Source organism: Burkholderia sp. RF7-non_BP4 (genome assembly GCF_001521935.1).
Classification (GTDB): domain Bacteria; phylum Pseudomonadota; class Gammaproteobacteria; order Burkholderiales; family Burkholderiaceae; genus Burkholderia; species Burkholderia diffusa.
Window position 1 is genome coordinate 19127 of sequence record NZ_LOTA01000047.1, and the last position, 24368, is coordinate 43494.

A 24368-nucleotide genomic window follows, 5' to 3' on the forward strand; every position below is an offset into this window, starting at 1 on the left:
TCCACGGAGGGCCCACCCACATGATGGCGATACATGTCTCGGCACGACACCACCGGTTTCGCGGCGCCTGGCGGCCCGCATCGGAGATGGCATACCTCCATCTGAGGCTGCCGACGCGGGAAAGCAGCCCGTTGAGGGTATCGGACACCTGGATGGCTGGCGTTATTGACTCGAGGAAATCATGCGGCATGCTGGCGATGTCTGCCCAAAGATCTCTCGTGCCCAACTGTGCGCCGCTTTGCATGGCGTGCTCGGTGGCGGATTGGCGGCCTTCCTGGTGCACACGGTCTTGTCATGGAGACCCTCCCTCGCGATCGGCAGCCTCGCATTGATCGCCTTCATGGCAGGCTTAATGCTTCGCGGCTCGGCCGATACACCGCCAGCTGATGCCGGACATCGTCCTTCGGATGACCTGCACGCTCTGAAAGCGCGCGTGCCCCAATGGTTCGTGCCCATCGTCCTCGTCTTCTGCCTGACTACCGATCTCGCCATTGACACAGCGGCCGGGAATTGGAGTCCGCTGATCGCCGGCATCCAGGCCGTCTATCGCCTATTCGATGCGCTGCCGATCGACCATGGCGCCCCAAGCCCGGCGCCGCGCACTCCCGCGGCGCGTCCGTCGCAGTCTCGCAATCGTCAGCCCCGATTCGTCCGGATCTGATTGACACTGCCGGCGCCGCCGATTTCAATCCCGGTCGCATGAACGATGTGGGTAGGGCCCCAAGGCGCCTGTTCTGCCTCAGGCTACGCACCAAATCAGCCAATTCCGACGCCGAATACTCGAATTTCCGATGTTCGACACCCGGCTCGCCGCACATCATACGCCTGCGGGTCGCTCCTTTTCCGGCCTGCGAGTCGTAACTACGTTGGGGGATCTGCCGCCCGGAACATCGGGCGGCGCTACTACCCCCGGTCACGGACTCTCGATCTCGGCTCGGAATGACTGCTCTCCGTTTCCCATTGGTGGGCAATCTCTGCCAATGGCCCTCTCTCTTCCCGAAATTCCGCCTTGTAAACGGCAAAATTGCGCACACCGTCACTTTCCTGAAAAAGGTCACAAAATGGCATTTCAGCGTTCGGACGGAAAAAGCTTTGACTTCCTCACTGACTCCACCAATCCCCGAATACGGCGCAGCATGCGGAAAGGCCAGCCACATCATCTCGTCCTTGGTCTCTAGCAGGTGTTTGGAAGATAAGCTTTACTTACGCCTCGACCCGTTCACAGTGTTCAGAACAGCGATCATGGTGACAGATAGAAGAGCTTCAAGTCCTCCTTCCGGGCCATTACGAAATCCCGGATCCGTTTGTCTTTAAATGAGGGCTTATCCGCAGCGAGCCTCGAGCGACAGATAAAATCCAGAAACACGTCGGCAGTGACGGCTCATCGATCTCGAAGTTGTCAGCGAATGCGGCGACAGGCCAATACCTGTGCACACCTGGATCGTCACGTCGGACGCGCGCCGCAAACGAAAAAAGCAACGAGGCGTAAAGTTGAAAGTGAAATTCCGATCGTACTACTGAGGCCGAATGGCCCAGTTTGCGCCCATTGCGCGCGCGTTTGGATCGTGAACATCGAATTCTTGAGTGACCGTATCACACAACTCGCCGTTTATCACACGCTGTACCGCAATGCTGCTTTGGTCTTCAACGACAGCTTATCCCAAGTGAAATCGAGGTAAGCGAGCAACAAACCTGGCGTGCGGCGCGGCCTCCACAGATAGCGGATCCGCCGGAATGCGATGGTTCTCGGCAACCGCGTCCCAAACGGCCCCACGCATCACGCGTGCCCTCTCTATCAACATCGCGAGCTCAAGTTATGAATTCTCCGTCGTTGCATTGCGCAAATTGTCTGCCGCTGAAAACACAAGTGCGCGCTTTTCGTCGACAGGCCTCTCACTCTCATCAATCAAAGTCGCGATCCGGGTAAGATCGTCTGCCACCCGCATCTTGACGTGATTCATATCCTCAACGGAAAGCCACGGGGTTTCGGGGCGCTGCGCTTGCGGCGCTTCGGACGCGCATGCAATTTCGACGATGTCTGCGCGCATCCGATCCACTCCGGTTACGCTCTCGTCTACCGCACGGGCCAACTGTGCGGCAGTTTCGAAGTTGAAGGTGGGCGGTGAAGCGCGCGAAACACCGGGTGTGACCAACGTGATCCCTCTTCTTTGAGAGATTTCCCTCTTTCCCGGCTGCGCTTGTCGCGCTGCCAATTTTTAATCACATCGGCAATCACCGACTCAGCTGTCGCCTCACAACGACCGGCGTCTCGAGCAGTGTGGCCGACAGACACACCAACTCGAATAGCCAGATCACTCAGACGCACGGGGCAGAAATATCCTTGAACCTGAGATGCCATTCGTTACCCCCCCCCAGCAGCGTTCGAGCGATGCGAGCGTTACCGTGAAATCAATGTCCGACTGGCTCGCGATTGCCGACGAACCGAAGGCCACCCGCACGTCGCATACTTGACGAAGTGCCCTTCTAGAAATACATCATACCCAAACAATCGCTCGCCCCAATTCCCTCCTTTTGAGTCCTCCGTATCACCCGGGTTTTGCCCAATGCGCTGCTTGCCAGGTGCGAATTGCTACATCTGCGATTAACCCATCGTACGATGCCGCGGACCAAAATACTCACGCGTACCCACCACGAGAACGCATGCCTTGACCTATCGCTCTGACAAAAAGATGTATCTCGCGAGCATTTTTTGAAAGTATCGATTCGACGGAGTTTTCATAATCCTCAATATGATTTTCGCGGCCTGTCCGGACTGACCAACAGACGGGGCCGCGCGCCGATCAACATGCCAGAAATCACTCAAGCGATGAACGACTACGAACAACTCCGAGCTCAAGCCGAAGCCCTTGCGCAAGAAGTAGAACGCGTGCGGCAGCAAGAACGAGATATCGCACTGAATGACGTGCGCGCCAAAATCGAACAGTACAGCCTGTGCGTCACGGAAATCTATGATCCGGGCCAACTACACGCTCTGCGCCACCGGTTGAATCCCCGCAAGATCGAACCGAAATATCGCGACCCGCTGACCGGTGCCACTTGGACGGGGCGCGGACTTGAGCCTCGTTGGATTCGCGGGCGCAATCGGCAAGAATTCCTGATCGGGTTAAGTCAGCATTTTGCTGCAGCATCCGGCAAGTGAACAACAAGGCGACACACCTCTCCTGCAACTTGGCGAGCGATACGTTCCGTACGCCGCGATCCAATCTGTCGCCCCGCAACCGCAAACGCGCCGTTCGCATCCACGGAGGAGCACATGAAACCTGACAACCGATTCTCGGTTATGGGCCGCGCATTTGCCGCAAGCATCCTATTGCTCACCTTGCAAGCCGCTCACGCAAACGGCATCTATGCCCCCTACGTCGATGTCTCGCTCTACCCAACACCGCAAATCGACCGGATCGGCATGACCCAAGGCATCCAGCAGTTCACCCTCGCCTTTGTTGTCTCAAACGGTCGTTGTACGCCATCTTGGGGCGGCGTACAACCGATCGGCAATGGCGCAACCAGCGATCTCCTGACCATTCTGACCCAATCCATCGCAAATTATCGGGCCCATGGCGGCGAAATTGCGATCTCGTTCGGCGGCGCAGGAGGAGTTTCCTTGATGCAGACGTGCACGACGGTCTCAGCATTGAAAGCGGCCTACCAGACCGTAATTGATACCTATCACCTGACCCATCTCGATTTTGACATCGAAGGCCCTGCGCTGACGGATGCGCCAGCACTTGAGCGCAATTTCCAGGCCACCGCCCAACTAGAAGCTGACTACGCGGCGCGGGGTGAATGGCTACATGTCTCGATTACGCTGCCCGCGATGCCGACCGGACTGACGCCCGCCGGGCTGAAGGCACTGAATATGGCCATCGCAAATCACACCACACTGGACACCATCAATGCCATGGCGATGGACCATGTTTGGCCGCACCTCGACATGGGCACGGCAACGATCAGCGCCGCCCAGGCCCTGTATGCCGAACTCTATACCGCTTACCGGTCTGCCGGCCAAGCCAAAACCGATCCCGAGCTGTGGCAACTCGTCGGCGTGACCCCTATGATCGGCAGAAACGACGCAGTTGCCGAATTTTTCACGATCGATAATGCTCAACACCTTCAAAAAGTGGCCATGGACAATCACTACGGTTTCGCCTCCAGCTGGTCGGTGAGTCGAGATCGCTCATGTCCAGATCACGCGACATACACTTCCCCAACCTGCTCGGGTATCGTCCAGGAACCCTATGCGTTCGCATCGATTTTCACCGCCATTAATGGCCATTGGGGAAACGGGGTTGTCCGTGATCCCGGTTATCGAGGCTCTGCGCCCACTGACACTTCAACGCGTGGTCTTTCAATCGGTGCGATACCGCAGTCACCCTAATCACCCATCTCGCGCAAACCGATCCAATCCGATGAAAGCTCAACGACGAACTTGGTCGGATGGATGCCCGACTCGCGATCACGTGGCCGAAGTGATATTCACTCACCGCACTTACTCCATCGTGACATACGACTTGATGACCTGTTATGCATCTCATATACCGGAGCGATGACCATCCGGCCGACATATTCACACCCGACAGACCCCTGCTCACTCAACTGGAGATCATTATGCCGCTCACCGCATTTGGCAAAGCCATCCGACGCGCCAGATTCGACACCGGGCATACGCAAATGTCCATGGCTGCCCAACTGGGTACCTCGCCCTCTTACCTGAGCGCCATGGAGAACGGCGCCAAGGTCATCACTACCAATTGGCTCCAGAGAATTGAGCGCTTCTTTGCAAAGCAAGGGCTGTACGACCTCAATCTGCCGAAACTCGCCGCGATTTCAAACCCATCCTTGCCACTCGATGGGTTGCCCACGTGTCAGCGGATGCTTGTTGTCGAACTCGCGCTGTACTTTTTTACCGAGGGCGAAATCAACGAGATCGGCCAGTTCGTCGAACAGATTCAAATCCGCCGGCTTGTATCAATGCCTGCTTCCCCGGCAGTCCATCTGTCAACCATCGGGAACGCCCCCTCCGCCCCAACTCAACAGCCTGTCCGGGAAGCCTCGTCGCGACCAGTAAATCACGCACAAGGTGACTGCGCATCCACAATCCCGATATCCCGTGAGGTTCCGGTCGTGAAGCCCGTTTCCGCGGCAATCGCAACACAAGCTCGAACACCCCGTCGTGACACGTCAGATCCATTTGTCATCCGCCGCCCTCAGGATCCCAAGGAGGTCGCGTAAGGCATTGGACTGCAACAGTTAACCAGATAGGCAATCTCCTTGGTCGCGCTCACGCAGCGTGCCGGCGCCGCGATCCGAAGGTAACACACGTCTACCAACGGATACGGCGCCCCACCATTAGATCCAGCCATGCACTTGTCGGAATGAAATTCGTCGATGTGGCCGACGGGCAGGCCGTGCAACCCATATTACCGCGCTTGATGACAATTCCGATACGATCAGCTCTCATACGGCACGCATGCGATTATGATGCTTGCAAGCTCGTCTCGACATGTCCGCCGATTTCCACCGAGGTATCGAATGGTCGACCGCAGCCTCAGCACACACCCGATAACCGAGCGCTTCAGCGCGACCCACTGAGTGAAGTCGGCGCTCATTGTACAAACATTATCCGTCGCTGCATCCCGCACCGCGGACCTTCCGATGCGTGCGTGGGCGAAAATCACTGCCGCACTTCTGTGAAATCGGACAAGCACAAGAACGCTAGACGGCAGCACTATCCGGGCGAGCGGATTAAGCCACACTCCGAAGTAGAGCGTGCCCCACCCATGAACAAATTTTGAAAGCACGGCACCATCAAGCATCCGAGATTTTTATCTTAAATTCTCATTAATCCACTTTACAAAAAGAAAATCCGCCCCTCGATGCTTTAATCGCCACCGCTTTAAATACAAAATACTTTAGGAGCTATGTGTCGCAATCCATCTCAAGCTTCCGCATGATCACGGACGGTTCGAGTCCGTGCGTCAGAAACTGAAGCCACGTGGGTGCCCGTACAAAATGCAGCACGTATATCGCGCGATCTCCAACCAATTCCCAACCAGAAGGCCGCTCCAGTTGCCGGTGATTTTTTGGATCACTTGGGATATGAACAAGGTGGTCGACGGACATGACAACGCACTCAGGTGATGACCGTCCTACTGTCGTCGAAGCAGCGCCGACAACGATGAATGGCAATTCAATGTCGCCGCATATCAAACCTCCCGTCGAAGGATGGCGCTTCGGAATTTTATCGAGGCGGCTTGGGAATTCGTCAAAAAGGCATTCTAAAATGTGAATGACAGCATGCAGTGATGTGCGGATACCCGCGCTCGGCGCGAGCGGTCGAACTGCTGATACACATGTAGCGTTCCGAAGGCTGCGGGCAGGCCAGTGAGAAATCGCACCGCCTGCCGCAGCGCTAACCGCTATTACCGCACCCCATCCACGCCACTGCCGAGCCGCCTACCGGCGCGCGGCTCGACATACACGGTTTCGCCTGCCCCCAAAACTCCCGGCACGCTCGCCATCCCGAGCCTGCTTGCCTGACTGGTTCGACAATGTGCGTCGATATCTTGTCATCGTCAACAAGCTCGGCACGGCGACCCACGCATCTTGTGCGACTCGTCGGCGCCTCCCATGTCCTCACTACCCGTATGATTCTCCATGCGCATGATCCCAAAGCAACGACGCAACAACCCAGAATGCGCGGCTATTCACTTTCCCCGGTCACGGGCAAATTAATGTAGCAGCACTGTCAATGGCAAAGTCATCACGCAGATCACTTTGCCGAAGACATTCACAACACCGTCTACACACAACTCATTTTTACAACCAACGAAAATCTGTCAACGACCAACACAAATCAACCAATTTTCAAAAAAACACCCCATCAAAGAAAACCAAATTAATAGATGCGTCGTCATCGAGCAATTCCACTATTCCAATTTTTGATCGCCTGCATTATGATGCACCCACTCGGCACCAGTCGCTTTCAGAAAACCCGAATCAACTCCCATGATCAAAATATGAATGAAACTTAACGCCCTGCCAGTTTATAACCAACTCGCCTCCACCCTAGCATCACTCATGCCCTCGAAGTATGGCCACTCACCCCGCGGGGGTCACAACGAAAATACTCGGCGACCGTGCGGTCATTTTTTTGAAAAAGAATTCCAACCTCACTTTGGAACAGCACATCGCCAATCACTCAAATATTGAGAATTTCTTATATTTTAGAATATTCACCTACGACGACGATTCAAATCACCTCCATGATTTCATGTACGGGCATTCGCCCCTGCACATATTCACCCGTATAACTTCCCCACTCGAGCCAGCATGTGCGGCCGCTCGCCCATCTCACGAGGCCTTCAATCATGAAATACTACCGACGTATCCCCTTCATCATCTGCCTTGCCTTGAGCGCAACGCATGTTTTCGCGGCCGATGGCACAATCACGTTTACAGGCACGATCAATAGTGAAACCTGCCAAGTGACCGTTAGCAATGTGCAAGTCGTATTACCAGCAGTTCAAGCGGCCACCCTGAAAGCTGATGGCGCGACAGCAGGCGACACGCGTTTCGATATTCAGTTGACGGGCTGCGATCCTCAAGCCAGCAATAGTGTGCGCGCAGCATTTGCGAGCGATACCCACATGGATCCTCAGACGGGGAATCTCATCGTCGATCATGGCGATGGAGATGCCAAGAATATCGAGATCGGGTTGCGCAACCTCGATCATTCGCCGATTCACGTGGGAGATCCAGCCGCCGCCCATGCGTTCCCGATCAATCAGGACGGGAACGCAAGGCTCACGTATATTGCCCAATACGTGGCGACCGGCGGCGCGGCAGAATCAGGCACGGTCAAGAGCGACGCCACCTTCACGTTGAACTATCAGTGACGCCGGGCGCGGAAGGTACGCTTGCTCTGTTTGCCAGTTCCAATACCCTATCCGCGCCCGATGGTCATTCCCAAACCAGCAATGTCAATGCCGCGCGTTTAGTCATTGTGCCTCGCACGAAAGAGATAACTAGCCCCCGTCGTCGGTTAACCATCTGATTGGTGCGTTCGCTTGCAAAATAGGCTCACACGCCTATCGTCGGCGCGTCCACCGACCACCTTTCCTTCGAGGACCGAACCTTAACCCTATGTGACTTGCTGGCCTCATCGCGACCACAGCCACAAGCGATCGTCGCACACGCACACCCCACGCTCGCCTCGCCAAAACAGGCTATTTTTTTGCGGAAAACAAGCACTATCCGATTTCTTTCCGCATATTCACCCCCTTTAATAGAATTGGCCGTGGCGAGTTCCACCCTCTCTTGTCACGACTTGGCCCGAGAGAGTAAATTTATTTGCCGCCCCCGACGGGCGGCATTTTTTATGCGCTGAACACGTGCAACATATTCGGGAGGTAAGCCGCCTGTCTAACCTGACAGTGGTGAATGAAACTTGTCAGGACAAACATAAGGGCGCCGGGCGCGGGCAACATGACGGCAGCGGCAGAGCTTTGCATGCGGACGTTTCCGGGATTCGCCTTCGGGCCCAGGGTGCCTAAGGCGTTACCTCTCATGAAGCAGATTCGGGAGGTGCCCAAGGCGATATAACCCAAGCGCTGACTTAGCGTCGCGCGGCCGCTCCCTTTAGGCAAACGTCCAGCTTGCCCCCGGACACTGCAAATTCAGCCATTGCCTCGCCAATTTCAGAAACATCCGATAGCACCCAACTCGATAGACGAACATACTTTGTATGTGGGCACTGCATGCTCACTACTCTAGACGCCCTCTAGATCTCTCAAGGCTATTGGCCGCCCCGTTGGGGCGGCATTTTTTTGTCCCGTCGACACGCGGCAACAGATCGCTCAACCAGCATCTAAATCATGCGAACCTTTCCCTCCTGAGTGCCACCTACTGGTCACATTCGGACCGCACCGAGCGACCCCAGCCCATCAAGCGAAATTCAACGGCTTCGCCTGACCTGCCCGGCATCCGTATCAGCTCCGCCAATACCGATTCAGACCACCTCGATCGGCGGCAGCGAGCATTTTTCAGGCAAAGCCGATGCCGGTGACGACATGGAATCAGACTTTTCCACCCGCCAATCCGAAACGGCTGATTTTTGCGCGCATTACAAATTTATAACATTGATCGACGGGGAAGGCTTGCTTGCAAGGTACAGCGCTCGATTCGGCGCCCAATCTCATTTTTCGACCAATCATATCGCAAAGTAGTCTCGCGTTTACCCTGACACCCTCAATCCCAATTGGGCTCATCATCGTTTATATAATCAAGGAATATTATGGAGACCGATAATCAGCCGAAGTTGCGCAGCCGCGATTGGACTAATCACTTGAGCGTGATGCGAACTATCCCATCGCTGGTTGCAATTGTAGGTGCACTTACCATTGCCGCCGTGATACCGGACAAACGGTCCGCGGATTCACCACCCAAGCTATACACGATCCAGGGCGACGTGTTTCCGATCGGCTGCACCACGCAACAAGCGCTGCAGCGTCTTGTCACATCCAGCAATCCGCAACATTCCGATATGACTCTGGGCGATGCGCGTGCGACCGCAAATTCCGGTCACTGCGTCGCATTCTCCGCGGGCGAGCGGGTTCGTCTGGTGGACGAGCGGCCAGGTGTCGGATTTGTCAAGCTTCAACGCAACGCCAACTCCCAGGCTTACTGGGTGATGAAGGAGTTAGTGGGCAAACCACAGCGGAGCTAAATCCCGCCCGTCATCCGGACAAGCGTGGCAGATCTCGGCAAAACGCCACAAACCTGAGCAATCGAATCAGGCTGGATTGGGCCCGCGAATCAGCGCGAGGCCCATCCAGATCGCGAATACCGCCACCTTGGCCACCCACGTGGGCGCTGCGTCGATCAACAACCAGAACGCCCCGTGCCAAATCAGCGGCATGTCATTCATCGATTTCCCCTTCCGATTTCCCTGTCGGCCAGCATCGCGTTACGAACCGCTGGTGCTGGCAACCGAGGTCGTGGATGCAGGCTGCGCCCCCCCCGGCACGGGCGTGTGATCGGCCTGCATCGCAGGCATTGCACACACCTGCGCCGTACCATGCCCCTTGCCGTCGGTGGTGAAACCAAAGCGGCACTGATCACCCGGTTTGTTCGACCAACGCACGGTCAGCGGGTCCTTCGGCGACACGCCACGCACATACACCGTGCCGCCCTGGCCGACCACCCCCACCTTGTTGCCCTTCACATCCAGCACATCCGCACCCATCGGCACCGGCTCGCCGTTGGCGCGCTTCACGCGCATCACCACCGGTGCCCCTATCTTAGTCGCGAACTTCGCCTCCACCACTGCCCCGGCACGTGGCACCACGTCCTCACTGGTTTCTTCCAGTTCGGCGTTGTCCGACATCTGGCTCGGATCCAGCACCAGCGTGTTCTCCCGGTACGGCGTCAGGAATGGCACGATTGCATAGCCCGAGCCATCGACCGTCACACCCGGCGTATTCGTGACCTCCGCGCCCTTGGCGCCGTCGGCCCTGACCAGGCCGATCGCGTCGTCGGCGCCCACGGCCTGCCCGAAGGTGATGCCGCCCTTGTGTACCACGGCCGAGCCTGACATACCGAAGGACAGCTGGCTGTTGCCGTCGCTTGCCGACGCCGATGCGTTGACGGTACCCTTGGCACCGTTGTACGTACCGTACGCGCCCACCGACTTCGACTGCTGGTCACCCGCCGAGTAGCCCGCGTTCAGACCGTAACTCCACTCGTTATTGTGACCTGCCGTGCCGCTCGCACTCGTATTGAACGTCGTGCTCTTCTTGCCTTGCGACACAGACATATCCAGATCCGAGAACAACGGATGGCTATCCATGCGGTGGCCGCCCAGCGGAATCGACACACTCGCGTAGATCTGGTTGTTCACGTTGCCGAATGCATCCCGCACGCGCTGCAGCGACAGACTGTAGCCACCCCAGTGCGTCGTGCCCGAGTAGCCGATCTGCATCTGCAGGTCATTGCCCGGACGATTCCAGTAGTCGGTGAGGCTGCCCATCGCGTAGAGCGATCCCGTTCCGATCGGCTGGTTGATGTTCAGTTGCACCCGGCTGCGCGAACGGTACAGATCCTGCGCCGGGTAAGACCCGAGGCTGGCGGCATTGCGGGCATTGACCGCGTCCTGCAGGCTATAAAAACCTGCCGTCGAGTAGCGATACGCGGCCACTGTCAGGTTCGTGTCCGTCTTCGGCAGGCTCTTCGCGTAGCTCAGCCGCCAACTCATCCCGGTCTGCGTCGGACCGTACGGGATCGACGTACGTGCTCCTGTCACGTCCAGCGCGAATGCGCCGTACGGAGTGTTCAGCGCCGCGCCCAGCAGGGCGGCCATATACCCCTCTGACGCCTGCACGCCCCCGTAGCCAGTGATCAGATTGTTGAGGCCCCGCCGATAGATGCCTTGGAATATGTATGGATGCGAATGCGGGCCTTCGCCGTAACCGCGATACTGACCCGCCGCAAAGCTGTACCGGCTTGCGCCGGCACGCAGCAGCTGTGGCACCGTCGCATAGGGCACCGAATACGTGCGTTTGGTACCGTCCGCCTCGGTGATCGTCACCCGCAGGTCGCCACCGTAGCCGGTCGGGTTCAGGTCGCGAATCGCGAACGGGCCCGGCGCGACTGTAGTCTGATAGATCACATACCCATTCTGGCGGATCTCGACCTTGGCGTTGCTGTGGGCAACACCCCGCACGACCGGAGCATAGCCCAGTTCCGAATCCGGCAGCATTCGCTCGTCACTGCCAAGTTGGATCCCGCGCAACGCAAAACTGTCGAACGTGTCGCCGGTCGTCGAACTGTCGCCCAGCGTCAGCGTCGACTTCCACTTGGTCAGGTCGCGCTGTGCATACGCATCCAGTTGTTGCCACTGCATCCCGCCATGTTCGTCGTAGTTCAGCGTTGAACGTTCACGGAACCGCCACGCGCCGACGTTGACGCCCGCCATCAGACCCAGATACATGCTGTCGTTCGGCGCGCCGTTGCCCATCGAGCGATAGGCGTTGAAGTCGTACTTCAGGATGCCGGCCGTAATCCCCGAGTCCCAACGAGACGGCGGAATCCATCCGCGGTCGGTGTGGCGCAGCGCAATCTGCGGAATGCTCAGTTCCAGATGCTGGTCGGACGCATCATAGTGAAGGGACGCGCCAGGAATCCGCTCCGCCAGGTTCACGCACTGCTGCGCGTCGCCCTTGGCGGACGACCACTGGCTCATATCGACACCGGCCGCCTCGAGCAGCTCGCGTGTCACGCACGGCTGCGCACTTCCCTTGCCATGCGCCGTAAAATCCACCGCTCGATGGCCGATCAATTCGCCGTTGACGTACAAATCCACCATGTAGGTGCCCGGCATCACCGGGTTGTCGTGCTCAAAACGCGTCACATCGACCGCCTGACCCGACAGAAAGCTCGGATCGAACTGCACGTTTTGCGCATCCTGATCTGCTGTTGCCGGCTGAGACGTCTCCGCGTGCGCGGTCGCCGTCAACCCCAGCAGCAAGATCGCCCATCCATAGTGATTCCGCACGTCCCTATTCCCCTATGTCTTGCGCGCGACGCGCGCGATTCATTTACTGTGCCGTTGCCTTGCCCTGCGTCGTCGCACCGTAGTCATTGATCCACGAGTAATCGACCTGCATCGGTCCGGTCGGCCGTTGCTTGACCTTCGCTAACGGGAAATCCATCGACGTCATCGGCTTAACCATGCCCTGACCGGCATCGACCGCTTGTCCGCCCGCCTGGAGCTTGATCGAGTCGTACGACACAGAGAACGGCGTCGGGTTGTCGGCGTGAAGCGCAAAACCGCCCTTGGCGCCTGGCACCACCGACCATTTGATTTGCTGCGGACTGTCAGCCGGCGAACCCTTCAACCCATTCGGCCGGAAAAACAGCTTGATGCGAGTGCGATAAGCCAGTTGCAGCGCATTACTGCCATCGGCGTTTTTCGATTTCGGCGGGATTTCCAATGCGTTAAGCCAGTAAACCGATTCGCGGTCCTGGGCCACGGCTTCGTGCGTGTATGACAGTCGCAGCGTCTGCCCTTTATTCGGATTCAACCGGAAAATTGGCGGCATCAGCGTAAATGGCACCTGGATATCCTGCGGATTCGCCTTTGCATCGCCGTTATCGATCCACGCCTGAATCAGTTCGGGCTGCGTGCCCTCGTTGGTCACGCGCACGTCGACTTCCTTGCTTGCCTCGGGATACACGACGCGCGTGCCCGACAGGACAATACCGGCGTGCGCGGACGTCATCAGGCAGCACGCCAGCATGCCAGCCAGACTCAATACTCGTTTTTTCATGGTGATCTCCTGATTCAAAGGCCGGAGATCCGTTTCCAGCGGATCTCCGCACCTGCGCTCATTACTGGTAGGTCAACGTGAAAGTCGCGTTGGCATTGACATCACCCTTTCCTGCCGCACCGGTTGCGTAGTACTGCGCATAAAACGGCATCGTCGCACTGCCACCATCGTCAATCGCAATCGGAGTCGACGACGATCCGTCGCCAACCTTGATCACTGAATAGTCCCCGTTCAGCAGTTGAACATTCACGTTTTGTGCACCAGCACTGGTACTGGTCAGCGTTCCAGTGTTCGGATCAAAATACTGGCTCGAGAACGAGGTGGCGACCTTCTTGGCGGCGTCGGCACCATGATCACAGCCCGTCACGTGAATCGCGAAATATTGTTGACCGGAAGTATCCCCGGCAGCATTCAACGTCTGAGCCTGGACGGTCGGCAACGTCACGGTCTTGGTTTTGTCAGCGTCGCTGACCTGGCACGTTTGCGCGTTCACCGAGCCTTTAAATGTCAGCGTGCCGTCACCTGCAGTTGTATCCGCAAACGCATGCGTGGCGCACATGCCAAGTGCAATCATCAGCGGAAGTTGTCGAGCAAATTTCAAAATAGGGACCTCACAAATAAAAAAACATCTGCTCCGGAAGGAGCTCACCGGCCTGCGAACTGGCCGACCTTTCAGGCATGCGCCCGGATATACTCGCCGCCAGGAAGACCCAACAGCGAACACAACACTGCATCTCTCGTGTCAACTGTGCGTTAAATGCATCAATTACTACATAGGACTACTATTTATTTTTGTACTGAACGTGACGATGTCACGATAAATATACAGATTTTTAGAACAAGATATCCTTCAGAATTATTCGTACGATAACGTCAGGGTCGCCTGGGCGTCCGCTTCGCCGCCTTTGATTTTGTCTTCAGTTTGGTAGTAAATCGCTCCGAACTTCAGATCGATGGCTTGATTGTCTTGGTTCGGTTGATACTTATTGATCGGAACATTTTGGCCAAGCGGGATGGAGGCGTTAGTGTCACTATCCAAAACCCGGACCCCCACTCCCGACGCACCGTCCGCATTCGACAATGTCATAACGCCGTTATTCGCATCATAGATACTCGAACCACCTGATGGGTTTAATTGATACGATAACGCCTTGATCCCCGCCGGGCACGTCATCGACACCGTAAAAGCAGCCTGATGCGCGTCATCCGTTCCCTTTCCGTGGAATGCCGATATCGGAATATTCGTGCCCATGTCCACTGGAGCTACCGTGTTAATCGTGCAAGGCGGGACCTTGATCGAACCCTTAAAATTGATTGTCGCCGAGTCCCCGCCATCGGCAAATGCATGAGTTGCACACAATCCCAGTGCAGTCGTCAGCAAAATCTGTTGGATAATTTTCAAACTGAACTCCTCAAAAAATAGAGGGATAAAAACGCGACTCCATTCAATGAAGGAGCATTATCATGCTACACACCGGAACAGATCCGGATATCCAGTCCGGTCAGCTCCCCCGATACCGACTCCATGCATCTCGGCTTGCTTACGTGGCTCCATCATCAAACAACGGGGCTCGATACAGATCCTATTTTGATGGAAAACACTAACCGACCTGCCCTGTCTTGGCGAAACTTGTCGCCCCAAGTGCGTTGGGGTTTGCGGCGACGAGCCACACACCCACACTATCGGCTACCCAAGGGACGCATGGAACACCCAAGCCAATTCACCCAGGAAATCCCTGCAACTCTGAACCGTAGTTTGAACGCCCTTCTTTCCCGCTCAATAAATGACACCGAACGAATGAAAGCGACATCACCCATTATGCCGAACTGCCCAGCTTTCAAAAATCGGGTATCAGACGAACGCCGACAGGAAAATTCTCAATCCAATACAGGAAAAATCCCATTCTGTTTTGCGCGGCAGCCAAGTACACATACTGCGAATGGGACTGAACCCTACCCGGCAAAATATTTAATTCTGGCGTGGCAACTGGGCATGACCCACCTATTCCGGTCACAATGACAAGGCAGCCTTATCTTCGCGTCGCTTAGTCGGCTCAAAACTCGCTTGCCCCTAACGCCCTTGCCGGGAAGTCGCTTATCCCCGGTCAAACATGGTGTTCACGATGGCATTGCGGAGCCCACGCTCAACTTTCACATACTTTAATAAGAAGAAAAATGGCGGAATGTGTCACTGCGCCCTAGTCATATGCATCGTAAGGACTGCTTGTGCATCCGCCGCTCCGCCTCCTTTGACTTGAGTGTCGGCCTGGATATCGCGAGCCTTGAAATCAACCTGAATCTGTCGATTATCTTTCCACGGATCGCACTGGATTACCTGATCGCTTTTCCAAAGCGGCATCGACGCATCAGGCGAACAGTTTGTAATTTTCACACCGGCTCCCGATGCGCCACTTTAATTCAACTAAATTGCTCCATTTTTTGGTCACCGACTACCTCCGAACCACCAACCTGATTAAATTAATAATACGCATCACTGAAACCCGCCGGACACGTCATCGACACTTCAAATAGCGCAGGAGTGGACATCGACCCCACGCCGCGAAAGGTCGCCGAAGGGACATCGCCCAAGCTCACTGATGGTACTGGATCAATTTTTCATAATGGGATCCGCTATCCAGCGAATCTGACGACAGAAGATCAGCAACAACGAGACCCATTTTCCAATAAGTCGAAGCTACAAAAAATCGGCCACCGCATGAGTTGAACTCAGAATAATCCGAAACATGTTTAAGGATAGTTATATTTTCAGCATCCCAGACCAAGATGCGCGCCTCCTTCGACACGACACCGCATTCGCAGGCATCATGATCTGTCGAGCCATAACGCTACGATGACCGACCATTCCGAGACCGTCGCTCCTATCACGCCGCCCCACCCCTAAAGCGAATTTCATCCGCGACGCAACCGACTGTTAAGTCAGTCGCTTCAGAATAACAACGTATGACCGTGCCGCCCGGCATGCCATTTTCCTGAAGTCCTTTCCACGGAGCAGCCCCATATGCTCAAAATCGTCCGGCTTGCCCTGGCACGACCCTATACGTTTATCGTGCTCGCGATGCTGATTCTCGTCGCAGGGCTCCTGGCCGCGTTGCGCACCCCCACCGACATCTTCCCGGACATCCGCATTCCAGTCATCAGCGTGGTCTGGAGCTACGCCGGCTTGCCACCGGACGACATGGCCGGACGCATCGTGACGCTCTATGAGCGTACCCTCGGCACCACCGTCAACGATGTGCAGCACATCGAGTCGCAATCGTTTCGTGGCTATGGGATCGTCAAGATCTTCTTCCAGCCGACCGTTGATATCCGCACCGCCACCGCGCAAGTCACGTCGATCTCGCAAACGATCCTCAAGCAGATGCCCCCCGGCACCACCCCCCCGCAAATCCTCAACTACAATGCGTCGACGGTGCCCGTGCTGCAGATTGCGCTGACCAGCAACACGCTCGACGAGCAGCAGCTCGCCGACTATGCGAGCAACATCATCCGCCCGCAGTTGCTGAGCGTTCCCGGCATCGCCATTCCGACGCCCTACGGCGGCAAGACGCGTGAAGTCCAGATCGATCTGGACCCGCAAGCACTGCTCGCGAAACATCTGTCTGCCGAGGACGTGGGGACCGCCCTCGCGCAACAGAATCAGATCATCCCCGCCGGCACGGTCAAGCTCGGCCGCTTCGAGTACAACATCAAGCTGAACAACAGCCCGCATGCGATCGCGCAGCTAAACGCGCTACCAATCAGGTCGGTCGACGGCACGACAATCACGATCGGCGACGTGGCGCACGTGCGCGACGGCTATCCGCCGCAAACGAACATCGTGCGCGTGGATGGCCATCGCGCGGTGCTGATGAGCATCCTCAAGAACGGTTCCGCGTCGACACTCGACATCATTGCCGGCGTCAAGTCCAGGTTGCCGCGCATCGAGCAAACCCTGCCCGCCAGCCTGAAACTCGTCACGATGGGTGATCAGTCGACCTTCGTCAAAGGCGCCGTCAGCGGCGTCGTGCGGGAGGGCGCAATCGCCGCCGCGTTGACGTCGCTGATGATCCTGTTGTTTCTCGGCAGCTGGCGCTCGACGGTCGTCATCGCTGCGTCGATTCCGCTCGCAGTGCTCGCAGCGGTGGCTGGACTGGCCGCGTCCGGCGAAACGCTCAACGTCATGACGCTCGGCGGCCTGGCGCTCGCGATCGGGATTCTAGTTGACGACGCCACGGTCACCATCGAGAACGTCAACTGGCATCTCGAGCAAGGCAAGGACGTTCGCACGGCGATCCTGGACGGTGCGCTGCAGATCGTCACGCCTGCCGTTGTGTCGCTGTTATGCATTTGCATCGTGTTCGTGCCGATGCTGCTGCTCGACGGCGTCGCCCGCTTTCTGTTTGTACCGATGGCCAAGGCAGTCATATTCGCGATGATCGCGTCGTTCGCGCTGTCGCGCACCTTCGTGCCGATGCTCGCGCAATACCTGTTGCGGCCTCACGCTTCGCAAGGCCATGCGTCGGGTCAACTGGCCGCCCTGATGACGCCTCGCCACGCGAGCCCCAGCGGATTCCCGTCGCACAATCCGCTGGTGCGGTTTCAGCGCGCCTTCGAGCGTCGCTTCGAAAGCACGCGCGCCGTATACCGGATCGCCCTCGGTCTCGCGCTGACTCATCGCAAACGATTCCTGGTTGTGTTCGGCATCGTGGTGGCCTCATCGTTTGCGCTGGCGCCTTGGCTGGGCCGGAATTTCTTTCCGGACATCGACGCCGGAGAGATCGCGCTGCACGTGCGTGCGCCAATCGGCACCCGGATCGAGGAAACGGCCGCCGAGTTCGACCGTGTCGAGGCCATCGTGCGCCGCGTCATTCCACCCGGCCAACTGAAGGAGGTCATCGACAACATCGGGCTGCCCAACAGCGGGATCAACCTGACATATAACAATAGCGGCACGACCGGTGCCCAGGATGGCGACATTCTCATTTCGCTGGCGGCACATCACGCGCCCACCGCGCGCTACGTGCGCGAGCTTCGCCAGATACTGCCGCGTGCCCTGCCGGGATCGACGGTTTCGTTCCTGCCGGCCGACATCGTCAGCCAGATTCTGAATTTCGGCGCACCTGCGCCGATCGATGTGCAGATTGCCGGTCCCGACCGAGCCGGCAACCGCCGCTACGCCGAAGAGCTGTACCGCCGGATGCGGCTTGTCGCCGGGATCGCCGATACACGCATCCAGCAGGCCGCCACCTATCCGGAGATGACGATCGCCGTCAACCGCACCCGCGCGGACGAGCTCGGCATTACCGAGCAGGACGTCACGAATTCGATCGTCGCGAGCCTGTCGGGCACCAGTCAGGTCGCCCCCACGTATTGGCTCAATCCCCAGAACGGTGTCTCCTATCCGATCGTCGCCCAGATCCCGCAATACTGGATCACCTCGCTGGCGAACCTGCGCAACCTGCCCGTCACCGGACACCTGGGCCAATCCCAGATCCTCGGCGGCCTGGCGACGATCCAGCGCAGCGTTGGCGACGCGATCGTCACGCATTACAACATCGAACCGGTCGTCGACATCTATGCGACGCCCCAAGGACAGGATCTGGGCGCCGTGGCAGGTCGAATTCGCACGCTCATGCACGCCACCGCCAAAGACGTCCCCAAAGGCTCGGTGGTCACCCTGCGCGGTCAGGTGCAGACGATGAATCAGGCATTCACCGGGCTGCTGCTCGGCCTGGCCGGCGCGATTGCGCTGATCTATCTGCTCATCGTCGTGAATTTTCATTCGTGGCGGGATGCGTTCGTGATCGTGAGCGGCCTGCCCGCCGCGCTGGCCGGGATCGTCTGGATGTTGTTTGCGACGCACACCCCACTATCCGTGCCGGCACTCACCGGCGCCATCCTGTGCATGGGCGTGGCCACCGCCAACAGCATTCTGGTTGTCAGCTTCGCGCGCGAGCGTCTCGCGGCGTCCGGCAACGCGCTCGTCGCCGCACTGGAAGCTGGGTTCTCGCGCTTTCGGCCCGTGCTGATGACGGCCCTGGCGATGATCATCGGCATGGCGCCGATGGCGCTCGGGCTCGGCGACGGCGGCGAACAAAATGCGCCGCTCGGGCGCGCCGTGATCGGCGGTCTGCTGTGCGCGACGGTTGCCACACTGGTCCTCGTACCGGTTGTCTTCAGTCTCGTGCATCGTCGCGACACCACCACGTCCTCGCAGCAACCGTCTTCTTCCGAGTTTGGAGCCAACCATGTCCAATGAGATCACCGTCCAGTCGCCCAAGCGCCTACGCCATCTGAAAACCCTCGGCCTGGCCGCCACCCTCATCGCAGTCGGGATCGCAACCCTCGGGATCGCCGACCGGGTCCATGCCAGGCAGCACACCGCCCAATGGTCAGCCGCGCAGGCCATCCCAACCGTCGTGGCACGACGGCCCGCGACCGGCCCGGCCGATCAGGCGCTGGTGCTGCCCGGTCACCTGGCCGCGTTCGTCAACGCGCCGATTCACGCCCGCGTGTCCGGCTATCTGCACAACTGGTATGCGGACATCGGCACGCACGTCAAAGCCGGCCAGCTGCTGGGGCTGATCGATACCCCCGATCTGGATGCGCAGCTCAGTCAGGCACGCGCGGACCTGCAAGATGCCCGCGCCAACGAACAACTGGCGGCGACCACCGCGGCCCGTTGGACCCACATGCTGCAGGACGATTCGGTCTCACAACAGGAGGCCGACGAAAAAACCAGCGACCTGGCCGCGAAGCGGGCAATCGTCGCGGCGCGCACGGCGAATGTCGGACGCCTCACAGCCCTCGAATCCTTCAAGCGCATCGTTGCTCCGTTCGATGGCGTGGTGACCGCCCGCAAAACGGATGTCGGCGCGCTCATCAGCGCCGGCGACGGCGCGGGCCCGGAATTGTTCGCCGTTTCCGACATTCGGCGCCTGCGCGTGTACGTCAGCGTGCCCCAAAGCGACGCGGCCGCCATCCAGCCCGGCATGAACGCAACCCTGACGGTGCCCGAATATCCCGGCATGCGGTTTTCCGCGCAATTGCTGGGCACCGACCAATCGATTGCCGCATCGTCCGGCACCCTGCTCGTCCAGTTGACGGTCGACAATCCGACGGGACGGCTGATGCCAGGCGAATTCACCGAGGTCCATTTTTCGTTTCCCGCCGCACCTGACGCGCTGCGGATACCGGCGAGCGCACTGATTTTCCGGCACGACGGGCTGCAGGTAGCGGTGGTCGGCCCGCACGGACACGCTCGGCTCAAGCCGGTCCGCATCGCCACCGATCTAGGCACCGAAGTCGCGATTGCATCCGGACTCAGCACCGACGATCGGGTGATCGACAATCCGCCCGACTCGCTGGCTGCCGGTGACCCCGTACGGGTCGACTCGCCTGCCGACACACCGGCGACGCGCGATGGAGAGGCGTCCCATGGCTGAACGTCGCCTGAGTGCCGTGCTAATCGGAATCGTATTCATGAGCGGCTGCTCGTTTGCACCGGTCTATCGGCCTCCTGCAGTCGACGTACCGCCGACCTTCAAGGAAGCCGGCGCATGGCAGCCGGCCACGCCGGCCGACCGATTGAGCCGCGACGGGTGGTGGACCGTCTATCGCGACCCGACGCTCGATCGTCTCGAAACCAGGCTGGATCACGCCAATCCGGACATTGCACTCGCACTGGCCCGTCACGACGAGGCAGCGGCAGACCTCAATGCCGTGCGGGCTGGACGCTACCCGGCCTTCGGGCTAGACGTCGATGCCTCTCGCAATCGTGCATCGGCACATTCACCATTGCGCGCCGCACCGAGTGCCTCCACCTATCAAAGCTATACAATCGACGCCGACCTCGACTACGGTCTCGATCTCTGGGGCAAGGTCCGCAATGCCGTCCAGGCGGGGCGTGACCTCGTTCAGGCGAATACCGACGATCTGGCGTCGGTTCGCCTGAGCCTGCAGGCCAGTCTCGCCAACACCTACTTCACGCTGCGGGGGCTAGATACCGAACGCCAGCTGCTCGACCAGACGATCAGCACCTATCAGCGCGCCGTGGCCTTGACCCGGAGCCGTCATGCAGGTGGCATCGCATCGGGCCTGGACGTGACACGCGCCGAAACCCAGCTTGACACCGCACGCGCCCAGGCCGCCGATCTCGACGCGCAGCGGGCGCGGGCGGAGCACGCGATCGCGTCACTGATGGGGGTGCCCGCGTCCTCCTTTACGCTGGCGCCAACGCTCGCGCCCGCGCACCTACCGTCCATTCCGGCCGGACTGCCCGTTTCGCTGCTGGAACGCCGGCCGGACATCGCCGCGGCCGAACGGCGCGTCGCGTCCGCGAACGCACAAATCGGAGTGGCCCGGGCCGCATACTTCCCGGACCTGACGATCGGACTCGACGGCGGGTTCCTAAGCGACACGCTCGCGCCGTGGGTTGCCGCCCCCAACGCGATCTGGTCGCTCGGACCGAGCCTGGCCATGACCCTATTCGATGGCGGCCGCCGCCACGCCGTCACGCAAGCCGCGCGCGCCAAGCTCGCGGAGCAGGGCGCGCAATACAAAGCCGTCGTGCTGCGAGCGTTTCAGCAGGTCGAAGACAATCTTGCACGCCTGCATCATTTCGGCGACGAGGCAGCCGACGAGGGCCAGGCGCTGACTGCGGCGCGCCAGACGCTCAAGCTGGCGATGTCGCGCTATCGTGATGGCGTCGTCAGCTATCTTGATGTCGTCGCGTCACAGACCACTGAACTCAACACCGATATCGCCGCCCAACAGCTTGCAACACAACGCCTGCGCGCCTCCGTGCGGTTGATCGAGGCACTTGGGGGCGGGTGGCGTCGGCCGGCGTGTGCGCACGCTGACGCGACCTCGGGCACGAACGCCACGTGAGCGGCACTGGACGCCGGGGAGCCGGTTATCGAACAGGTCCGATTCCAGCAAAGGGACATGGGAGAGGCATTGCCTGCTCTTGCCGTCCCGGCATGGAGAGTGTGAAACTAAAGGAGCGTGTTGCCCACCAGTGGCAGGCAACACATGGCTTTGGGTCTCGACGAAACTTCGCCAACTCGCCGGCGCGTCCGACGCAGCAGTCCGCTACACACAAAAATCAGCAAAGTCCGAGCAAGCTTTGTCGGAACTCCGATTCACAGGATCCCGTGCGACTGCGAATATAACTTCGCGGGTGAGCACGTTCCTTTTATTACCCGCGCCTCCCAGCCTGGATGACCGCCCGCCCATCGGGCGGTCCTTTTTTCGTCAGCTTATGGGCCCTCCCTTCTTGCGCCTCCAGGTCGCTGCGTTCGGAAGACAGTGGATGACCTCCACGGAGGGCCCACCCACCTGCTCGCGATTTCGCGTCTCAGCTCTGAATAGAGTAAGCGTCCGGTCAGTACCCTCTAGTCATTGAAGTATCGATAAGCACAATAGGTCCCCACCAACGATAGGTGGGGACTCAGCGATGTGCCGAGTTCCGTCTCTGCGCAGATTCATGCCCGTTGACGCCGATCGCACCCTCTACGTGGCAACGGGTTTCTCCGGGCGGGGTTTATAAAGTATGCTCTGCGGGCAGGCAATGCCGTGGCGGTCGACCTGTGCGGCGAGCGCACGGGCGCGTCGGGCCGCTTGATCGATCTGTCCGCGTATCGGCTGCCGGATGAAGCCTTGTTCGACCGGTAATCATGTCATCCTCCTATCCCGAACATCTCGCGGGATTTCGCTTAATGAGAGAGCCTTCAAATGACCGGTTTCAAGGAGCCTGAATTCAATGTGGTGACCTGCACCTCCGGTGCGCGCACCTTTCTCACCAACGCGTTCCTGGTCGAACTGCCGAACGGTGTCGTGGCCATCGACGCCATGATGACCGTATCGGATGCGCGCCAGGTGCGTGACCGGCTAGATGCGCTGCGCAAACCCTTGCTCGCGGTGCTGATCACGCACGGGCATCCCGATCACTACAACGGTGTCGGCGAGCTGATCCGTCGTCTCGACTATGTACCGATCATCGCCACGCAGGGCGTCGACGAGGCGATGCGCCGTACCGACGATGCCAAGGCCGTCAAGTGGCAGCCGGTGTTCGGCGACGATTGACCGACACGACGCACGTTCCCGAATCGCCTCGTGCACGACGGCGACGTGCTGCATTTCGATGGCGTGCCGTTCGAGGTCAGGGAGTTCGGCCCGGGCGAATCGAACTGGGATCTCATCTGGACCGTGGGACGCCACCCGCGTGTCGCCTTCGTCGGCGACATGGTTTTCAACAACGTCCATTCCTTCATGAACGACGGCCATTCGGCGGACTGGCTGCGCAGCCTCGACGCGCTCGAACGTCTGTCCGGCGACATCGCGCTGTTCTACACGGGGCACGGGCAGGCGGACAAGCCACTCGACATGATTGCCGCGCAGCGTGCCTATATCGGGTGCTATCGCGCGGCGGTGGCCCGGCTCGCCAACGGCAATCGCAGCCTGGACGATGCAGGGAAGGCCGAGCTGGAGGCCATCATGAAGCGCGTCCTGCCCACGTCTGACCTCGACGTCTTCATCAAGGCGGGGGCTGATGCCGTAGCTGCCGAACTGGCGTTGCAGGTATCGGACCAGGCCATTTCCGCCGGCCAGCAGGCTCACTTCGAAACTTGAGGTTCATCTCATCCAGTGCGCCGCGGCTCAGTTCAGTATCGGCCAGTAAATTGCGCCAATAGCGGTAAGCGCCTGAGCAGTACCGTAGTTCAGGTTGTTGACGGCTGAGGTTCGCGGCGCTATCGGATGGGCTCGACGCGAGCAGTAGGCGACAGCGACGGTGCGACGTTCCACTGGAGTAGTTCGTCGACGCGGTTGGCCGGATGGTCGGCGATGCGCTCGAGCACGTAGGCGAGATACGCTTCGGGATCGAGGCCGTTCAGGCGTGCCGTGCCGATCAGGCTGTACATCACGGCGGCACGTTCGCCACCGCGAGTCGGCGCCGGCGAACAGATAGTTCCGTCTGTTATGCCGATCTCGGCATAATCGAAATTATGTCCGGTCCACGAT

At 58.8% G+C, this 24368-nt stretch carries 18 protein-coding genes and 1 pseudogene; 11 read left to right on the forward strand and 8 right to left on the reverse strand.

Annotated elements, in window-relative coordinates; translation table 11 throughout:
• The first annotated feature begins 181 nt into the window (after nucleotides 1-181).
• A complete protein-coding gene (locus WS49_RS17315; protein WP_059692740.1) occupies nucleotides 182-661 on the forward strand; it encodes a hypothetical protein in 480 nt (159 codons plus the stop codon).
• Nucleotides 662-1814: 1153 nt separating this feature from the next.
• On the opposite strand, the gene WS49_RS17320 is transcribed toward WS49_RS17315, so the two are convergent.
• Entirely contained in the window at nucleotides 1815-2048 is a 234-nt protein-coding gene (locus WS49_RS17320; protein WP_059596263.1) for a hypothetical protein, read from the reverse strand.
• Nucleotides 2049-2710: 662 nt separating this feature from the next.
• Between WS49_RS17320 and WS49_RS33735 the strand changes: the two genes are divergently transcribed.
• The 5 genes from WS49_RS33735 (at nucleotide 2711) to WS49_RS17345 (ending at nucleotide 9745) form a co-directional block, all read left to right on the forward strand.
• Nucleotides 2711-3160 (forward strand): H-NS histone family protein, encoded by a 450-nt coding sequence (locus WS49_RS33735; RefSeq protein ID WP_244139229.1) that lies wholly within the window; start codon nucleotides 2711-2713, stop codon nucleotides 3158-3160.
• Between the two features lie 114 nt (nucleotides 3161-3274).
• Nucleotides 3275-4396 (forward strand): chitinase, encoded by a 1122-nt coding sequence (locus WS49_RS17330; RefSeq protein WP_059530949.1) that lies wholly within the window; start codon nucleotides 3275-3277, stop codon nucleotides 4394-4396.
• 230 nt (nucleotides 4397-4626) lie between these two features.
• Nucleotides 4627-5250 carry a helix-turn-helix domain-containing protein gene (locus tag WS49_RS17335; protein WP_156437297.1) on the forward strand — a complete coding sequence of 208 codons (624 nt, stop codon included), beginning with the start codon at nucleotides 4627-4629 and terminating at the stop codon, nucleotides 5248-5250.
• Between the two features lie 2138 nt (nucleotides 5251-7388).
• Nucleotides 7389-7916 (forward strand): fimbrial protein, encoded by a 528-nt coding sequence (locus tag WS49_RS32830; RefSeq protein ID WP_063888600.1) that lies wholly within the window; start codon nucleotides 7389-7391, stop codon nucleotides 7914-7916.
• Between the two features lie 1397 nt (nucleotides 7917-9313).
• Nucleotides 9314-9745, forward strand: coding sequence for a hypothetical protein (locus WS49_RS17345; RefSeq protein ID WP_059530958.1), 432 nt, complete (start codon nucleotides 9314-9316; stop codon nucleotides 9743-9745).
• 66 nt (nucleotides 9746-9811) lie between these two features.
• Here the strand turns inward: WS49_RS17345 and WS49_RS36100 are convergent, their stop codons facing one another.
• The 6 genes from WS49_RS36100 to WS49_RS35095 all read right to left on the reverse strand — a co-directional run bounded on the left by WS49_RS36100 (nucleotide 9812) and on the right by WS49_RS35095 (nucleotide 15738).
• Nucleotides 9812-9946 carry a hypothetical protein gene (locus tag WS49_RS36100; RefSeq protein ID WP_257127702.1) on the reverse strand — a complete coding sequence of 45 codons (135 nt, stop codon included), beginning with the start codon at nucleotides 9944-9946 and terminating at the stop codon, nucleotides 9812-9814.
• A gap of 39 nt (nucleotides 9947-9985) precedes the next feature.
• Nucleotides 9986-12544, reverse strand: coding sequence for a fimbria/pilus outer membrane usher protein (locus tag WS49_RS17350; RefSeq protein ID WP_244139228.1), 2559 nt, complete (start codon nucleotides 12542-12544; stop codon nucleotides 9986-9988).
• 70 nt (nucleotides 12545-12614) lie between these two features.
• The gene (locus WS49_RS17355) at nucleotides 12615-13346 is read right to left on the reverse strand and encodes a fimbrial biogenesis chaperone (RefSeq protein ID WP_059530965.1); all 732 of its coding nucleotides are present in this window, start codon (nucleotides 13344-13346) and stop codon (nucleotides 12615-12617) included.
• A gap of 61 nt (nucleotides 13347-13407) precedes the next feature.
• Complete coding sequence (locus WS49_RS17360; protein WP_059530968.1) at nucleotides 13408-13920, reverse strand: fimbrial protein; 513 nt, start codon at nucleotides 13918-13920, stop codon at nucleotides 13408-13410.
• 282 nt (nucleotides 13921-14202) lie between these two features.
• Complete coding sequence (locus WS49_RS33740) at nucleotides 14203-14748, reverse strand: fimbrial protein (protein ID WP_175981728.1); 546 nt, start codon at nucleotides 14746-14748, stop codon at nucleotides 14203-14205.
• A 786-nt stretch (nucleotides 14749-15534) separates the two neighbouring features.
• Entirely contained in the window at nucleotides 15535-15738 is a 204-nt protein-coding gene (locus WS49_RS35095) for a hypothetical protein (RefSeq protein ID WP_156437298.1), read from the reverse strand.
• 627 nt (nucleotides 15739-16365) lie between these two features.
• On the opposite strand from WS49_RS35095, the gene WS49_RS17370 reads away from it, so the two are divergent.
• The 5 genes from WS49_RS17370 (at nucleotide 16366) to WS49_RS17390 (ending at nucleotide 23978) form a co-directional block, all read left to right on the forward strand.
• On the forward strand, nucleotides 16366-19605 hold the full coding sequence (locus WS49_RS17370) for an efflux RND transporter permease subunit (protein ID WP_059530974.1): 3240 nt from the start codon (nucleotides 16366-16368) through the stop codon (nucleotides 19603-19605).
• Nucleotides 19595-20791 carry an efflux RND transporter periplasmic adaptor subunit gene (locus tag WS49_RS17375; protein WP_059530977.1) on the forward strand — a complete coding sequence of 399 codons (1197 nt, stop codon included), beginning with the start codon at nucleotides 19595-19597 and terminating at the stop codon, nucleotides 20789-20791. Before WS49_RS17370 ends, WS49_RS17375 begins: the two co-directional genes overlap by 11 nt.
• Nucleotides 20784-22235: an efflux transporter outer membrane subunit gene (locus WS49_RS17380; RefSeq protein WP_059531032.1), complete on the forward strand. Its 1452-nt coding sequence runs from the start codon at nucleotides 20784-20786 to the stop codon at nucleotides 22233-22235. The genes WS49_RS17375 and WS49_RS17380 overlap by 8 nt, the downstream gene beginning before the upstream one ends.
• 846 nt (nucleotides 22236-23081) lie before the next feature.
• Nucleotides 23082-23432, forward strand: a complete 351-nt coding sequence (locus tag WS49_RS17385) for an MBL fold metallo-hydrolase (RefSeq protein WP_059530980.1) — start codon at nucleotides 23082-23084, stop codon at nucleotides 23430-23432.
• 30 nt (nucleotides 23433-23462) lie between these two features.
• The gene (locus WS49_RS17390; RefSeq protein ID WP_059530982.1) at nucleotides 23463-23978 is read left to right on the forward strand and encodes a hypothetical protein; all 516 of its coding nucleotides are present in this window, start codon (nucleotides 23463-23465) and stop codon (nucleotides 23976-23978) included.
• A gap of 119 nt (nucleotides 23979-24097) precedes the next feature.
• Here the strand turns inward: WS49_RS17390 and WS49_RS33745 are convergent.
• Nucleotides 24098-24323, reverse strand: a pseudogene (locus WS49_RS33745) (transposase domain-containing protein); the annotation flags it as partial.
• Nucleotides 24324-24368 lie beyond the last annotated feature (45 nt).

Coding starts and splice junctions, on each gene's coding strand:
- WS49_RS17315 (WP_059692740.1), top strand. CDS start 182: ATGCGGCATGCTGGCGATGTCTGCCCAAAGATCTCTCGTGCCCAACTG.
- WS49_RS17320 (WP_059596263.1), bottom strand. CDS start 2,048: ATGCGCGCAGACATCGTCGAAATTGCATGCGCGTCCGAAGCGCCGCAA.
- WS49_RS17330 (WP_059530949.1), top strand. CDS start 3,275: ATGAAACCTGACAACCGATTCTCGGTTATGGGCCGCGCATTTGCCGCA.
- WS49_RS17335 (WP_156437297.1), top strand. CDS start 4,627: ATGCCGCTCACCGCATTTGGCAAAGCCATCCGACGCGCCAGATTCGAC.
- WS49_RS32830 (WP_063888600.1), top strand. CDS start 7,389: ATGAAATACTACCGACGTATCCCCTTCATCATCTGCCTTGCCTTGAGC.
- WS49_RS17345 (WP_059530958.1), top strand. CDS start 9,314: ATGGAGACCGATAATCAGCCGAAGTTGCGCAGCCGCGATTGGACTAAT.
- WS49_RS36100 (WP_257127702.1), bottom strand. CDS start 9,946: ATGAATGACATGCCGCTGATTTGGCACGGGGCGTTCTGGTTGTTGATC.
- WS49_RS17355 (WP_059530965.1), bottom strand. CDS start 13,346: ATGAAAAAACGAGTATTGAGTCTGGCTGGCATGCTGGCGTGCTGCCTG.
- WS49_RS17360 (WP_059530968.1), bottom strand. CDS start 13,920: ATGATTGCACTTGGCATGTGCGCCACGCATGCGTTTGCGGATACAACT.
- WS49_RS17370 (WP_059530974.1), top strand. CDS start 16,366: ATGCTCAAAATCGTCCGGCTTGCCCTGGCACGACCCTATACGTTTATC.
- WS49_RS17375 (WP_059530977.1), top strand. CDS start 19,595: ATGTCCAATGAGATCACCGTCCAGTCGCCCAAGCGCCTACGCCATCTG.
- WS49_RS17380 (WP_059531032.1), top strand. CDS start 20,784: ATGGCTGAACGTCGCCTGAGTGCCGTGCTAATCGGAATCGTATTCATG.
- WS49_RS17385 (WP_059530980.1), top strand. CDS start 23,082: ATGACCGGTTTCAAGGAGCCTGAATTCAATGTGGTGACCTGCACCTCC.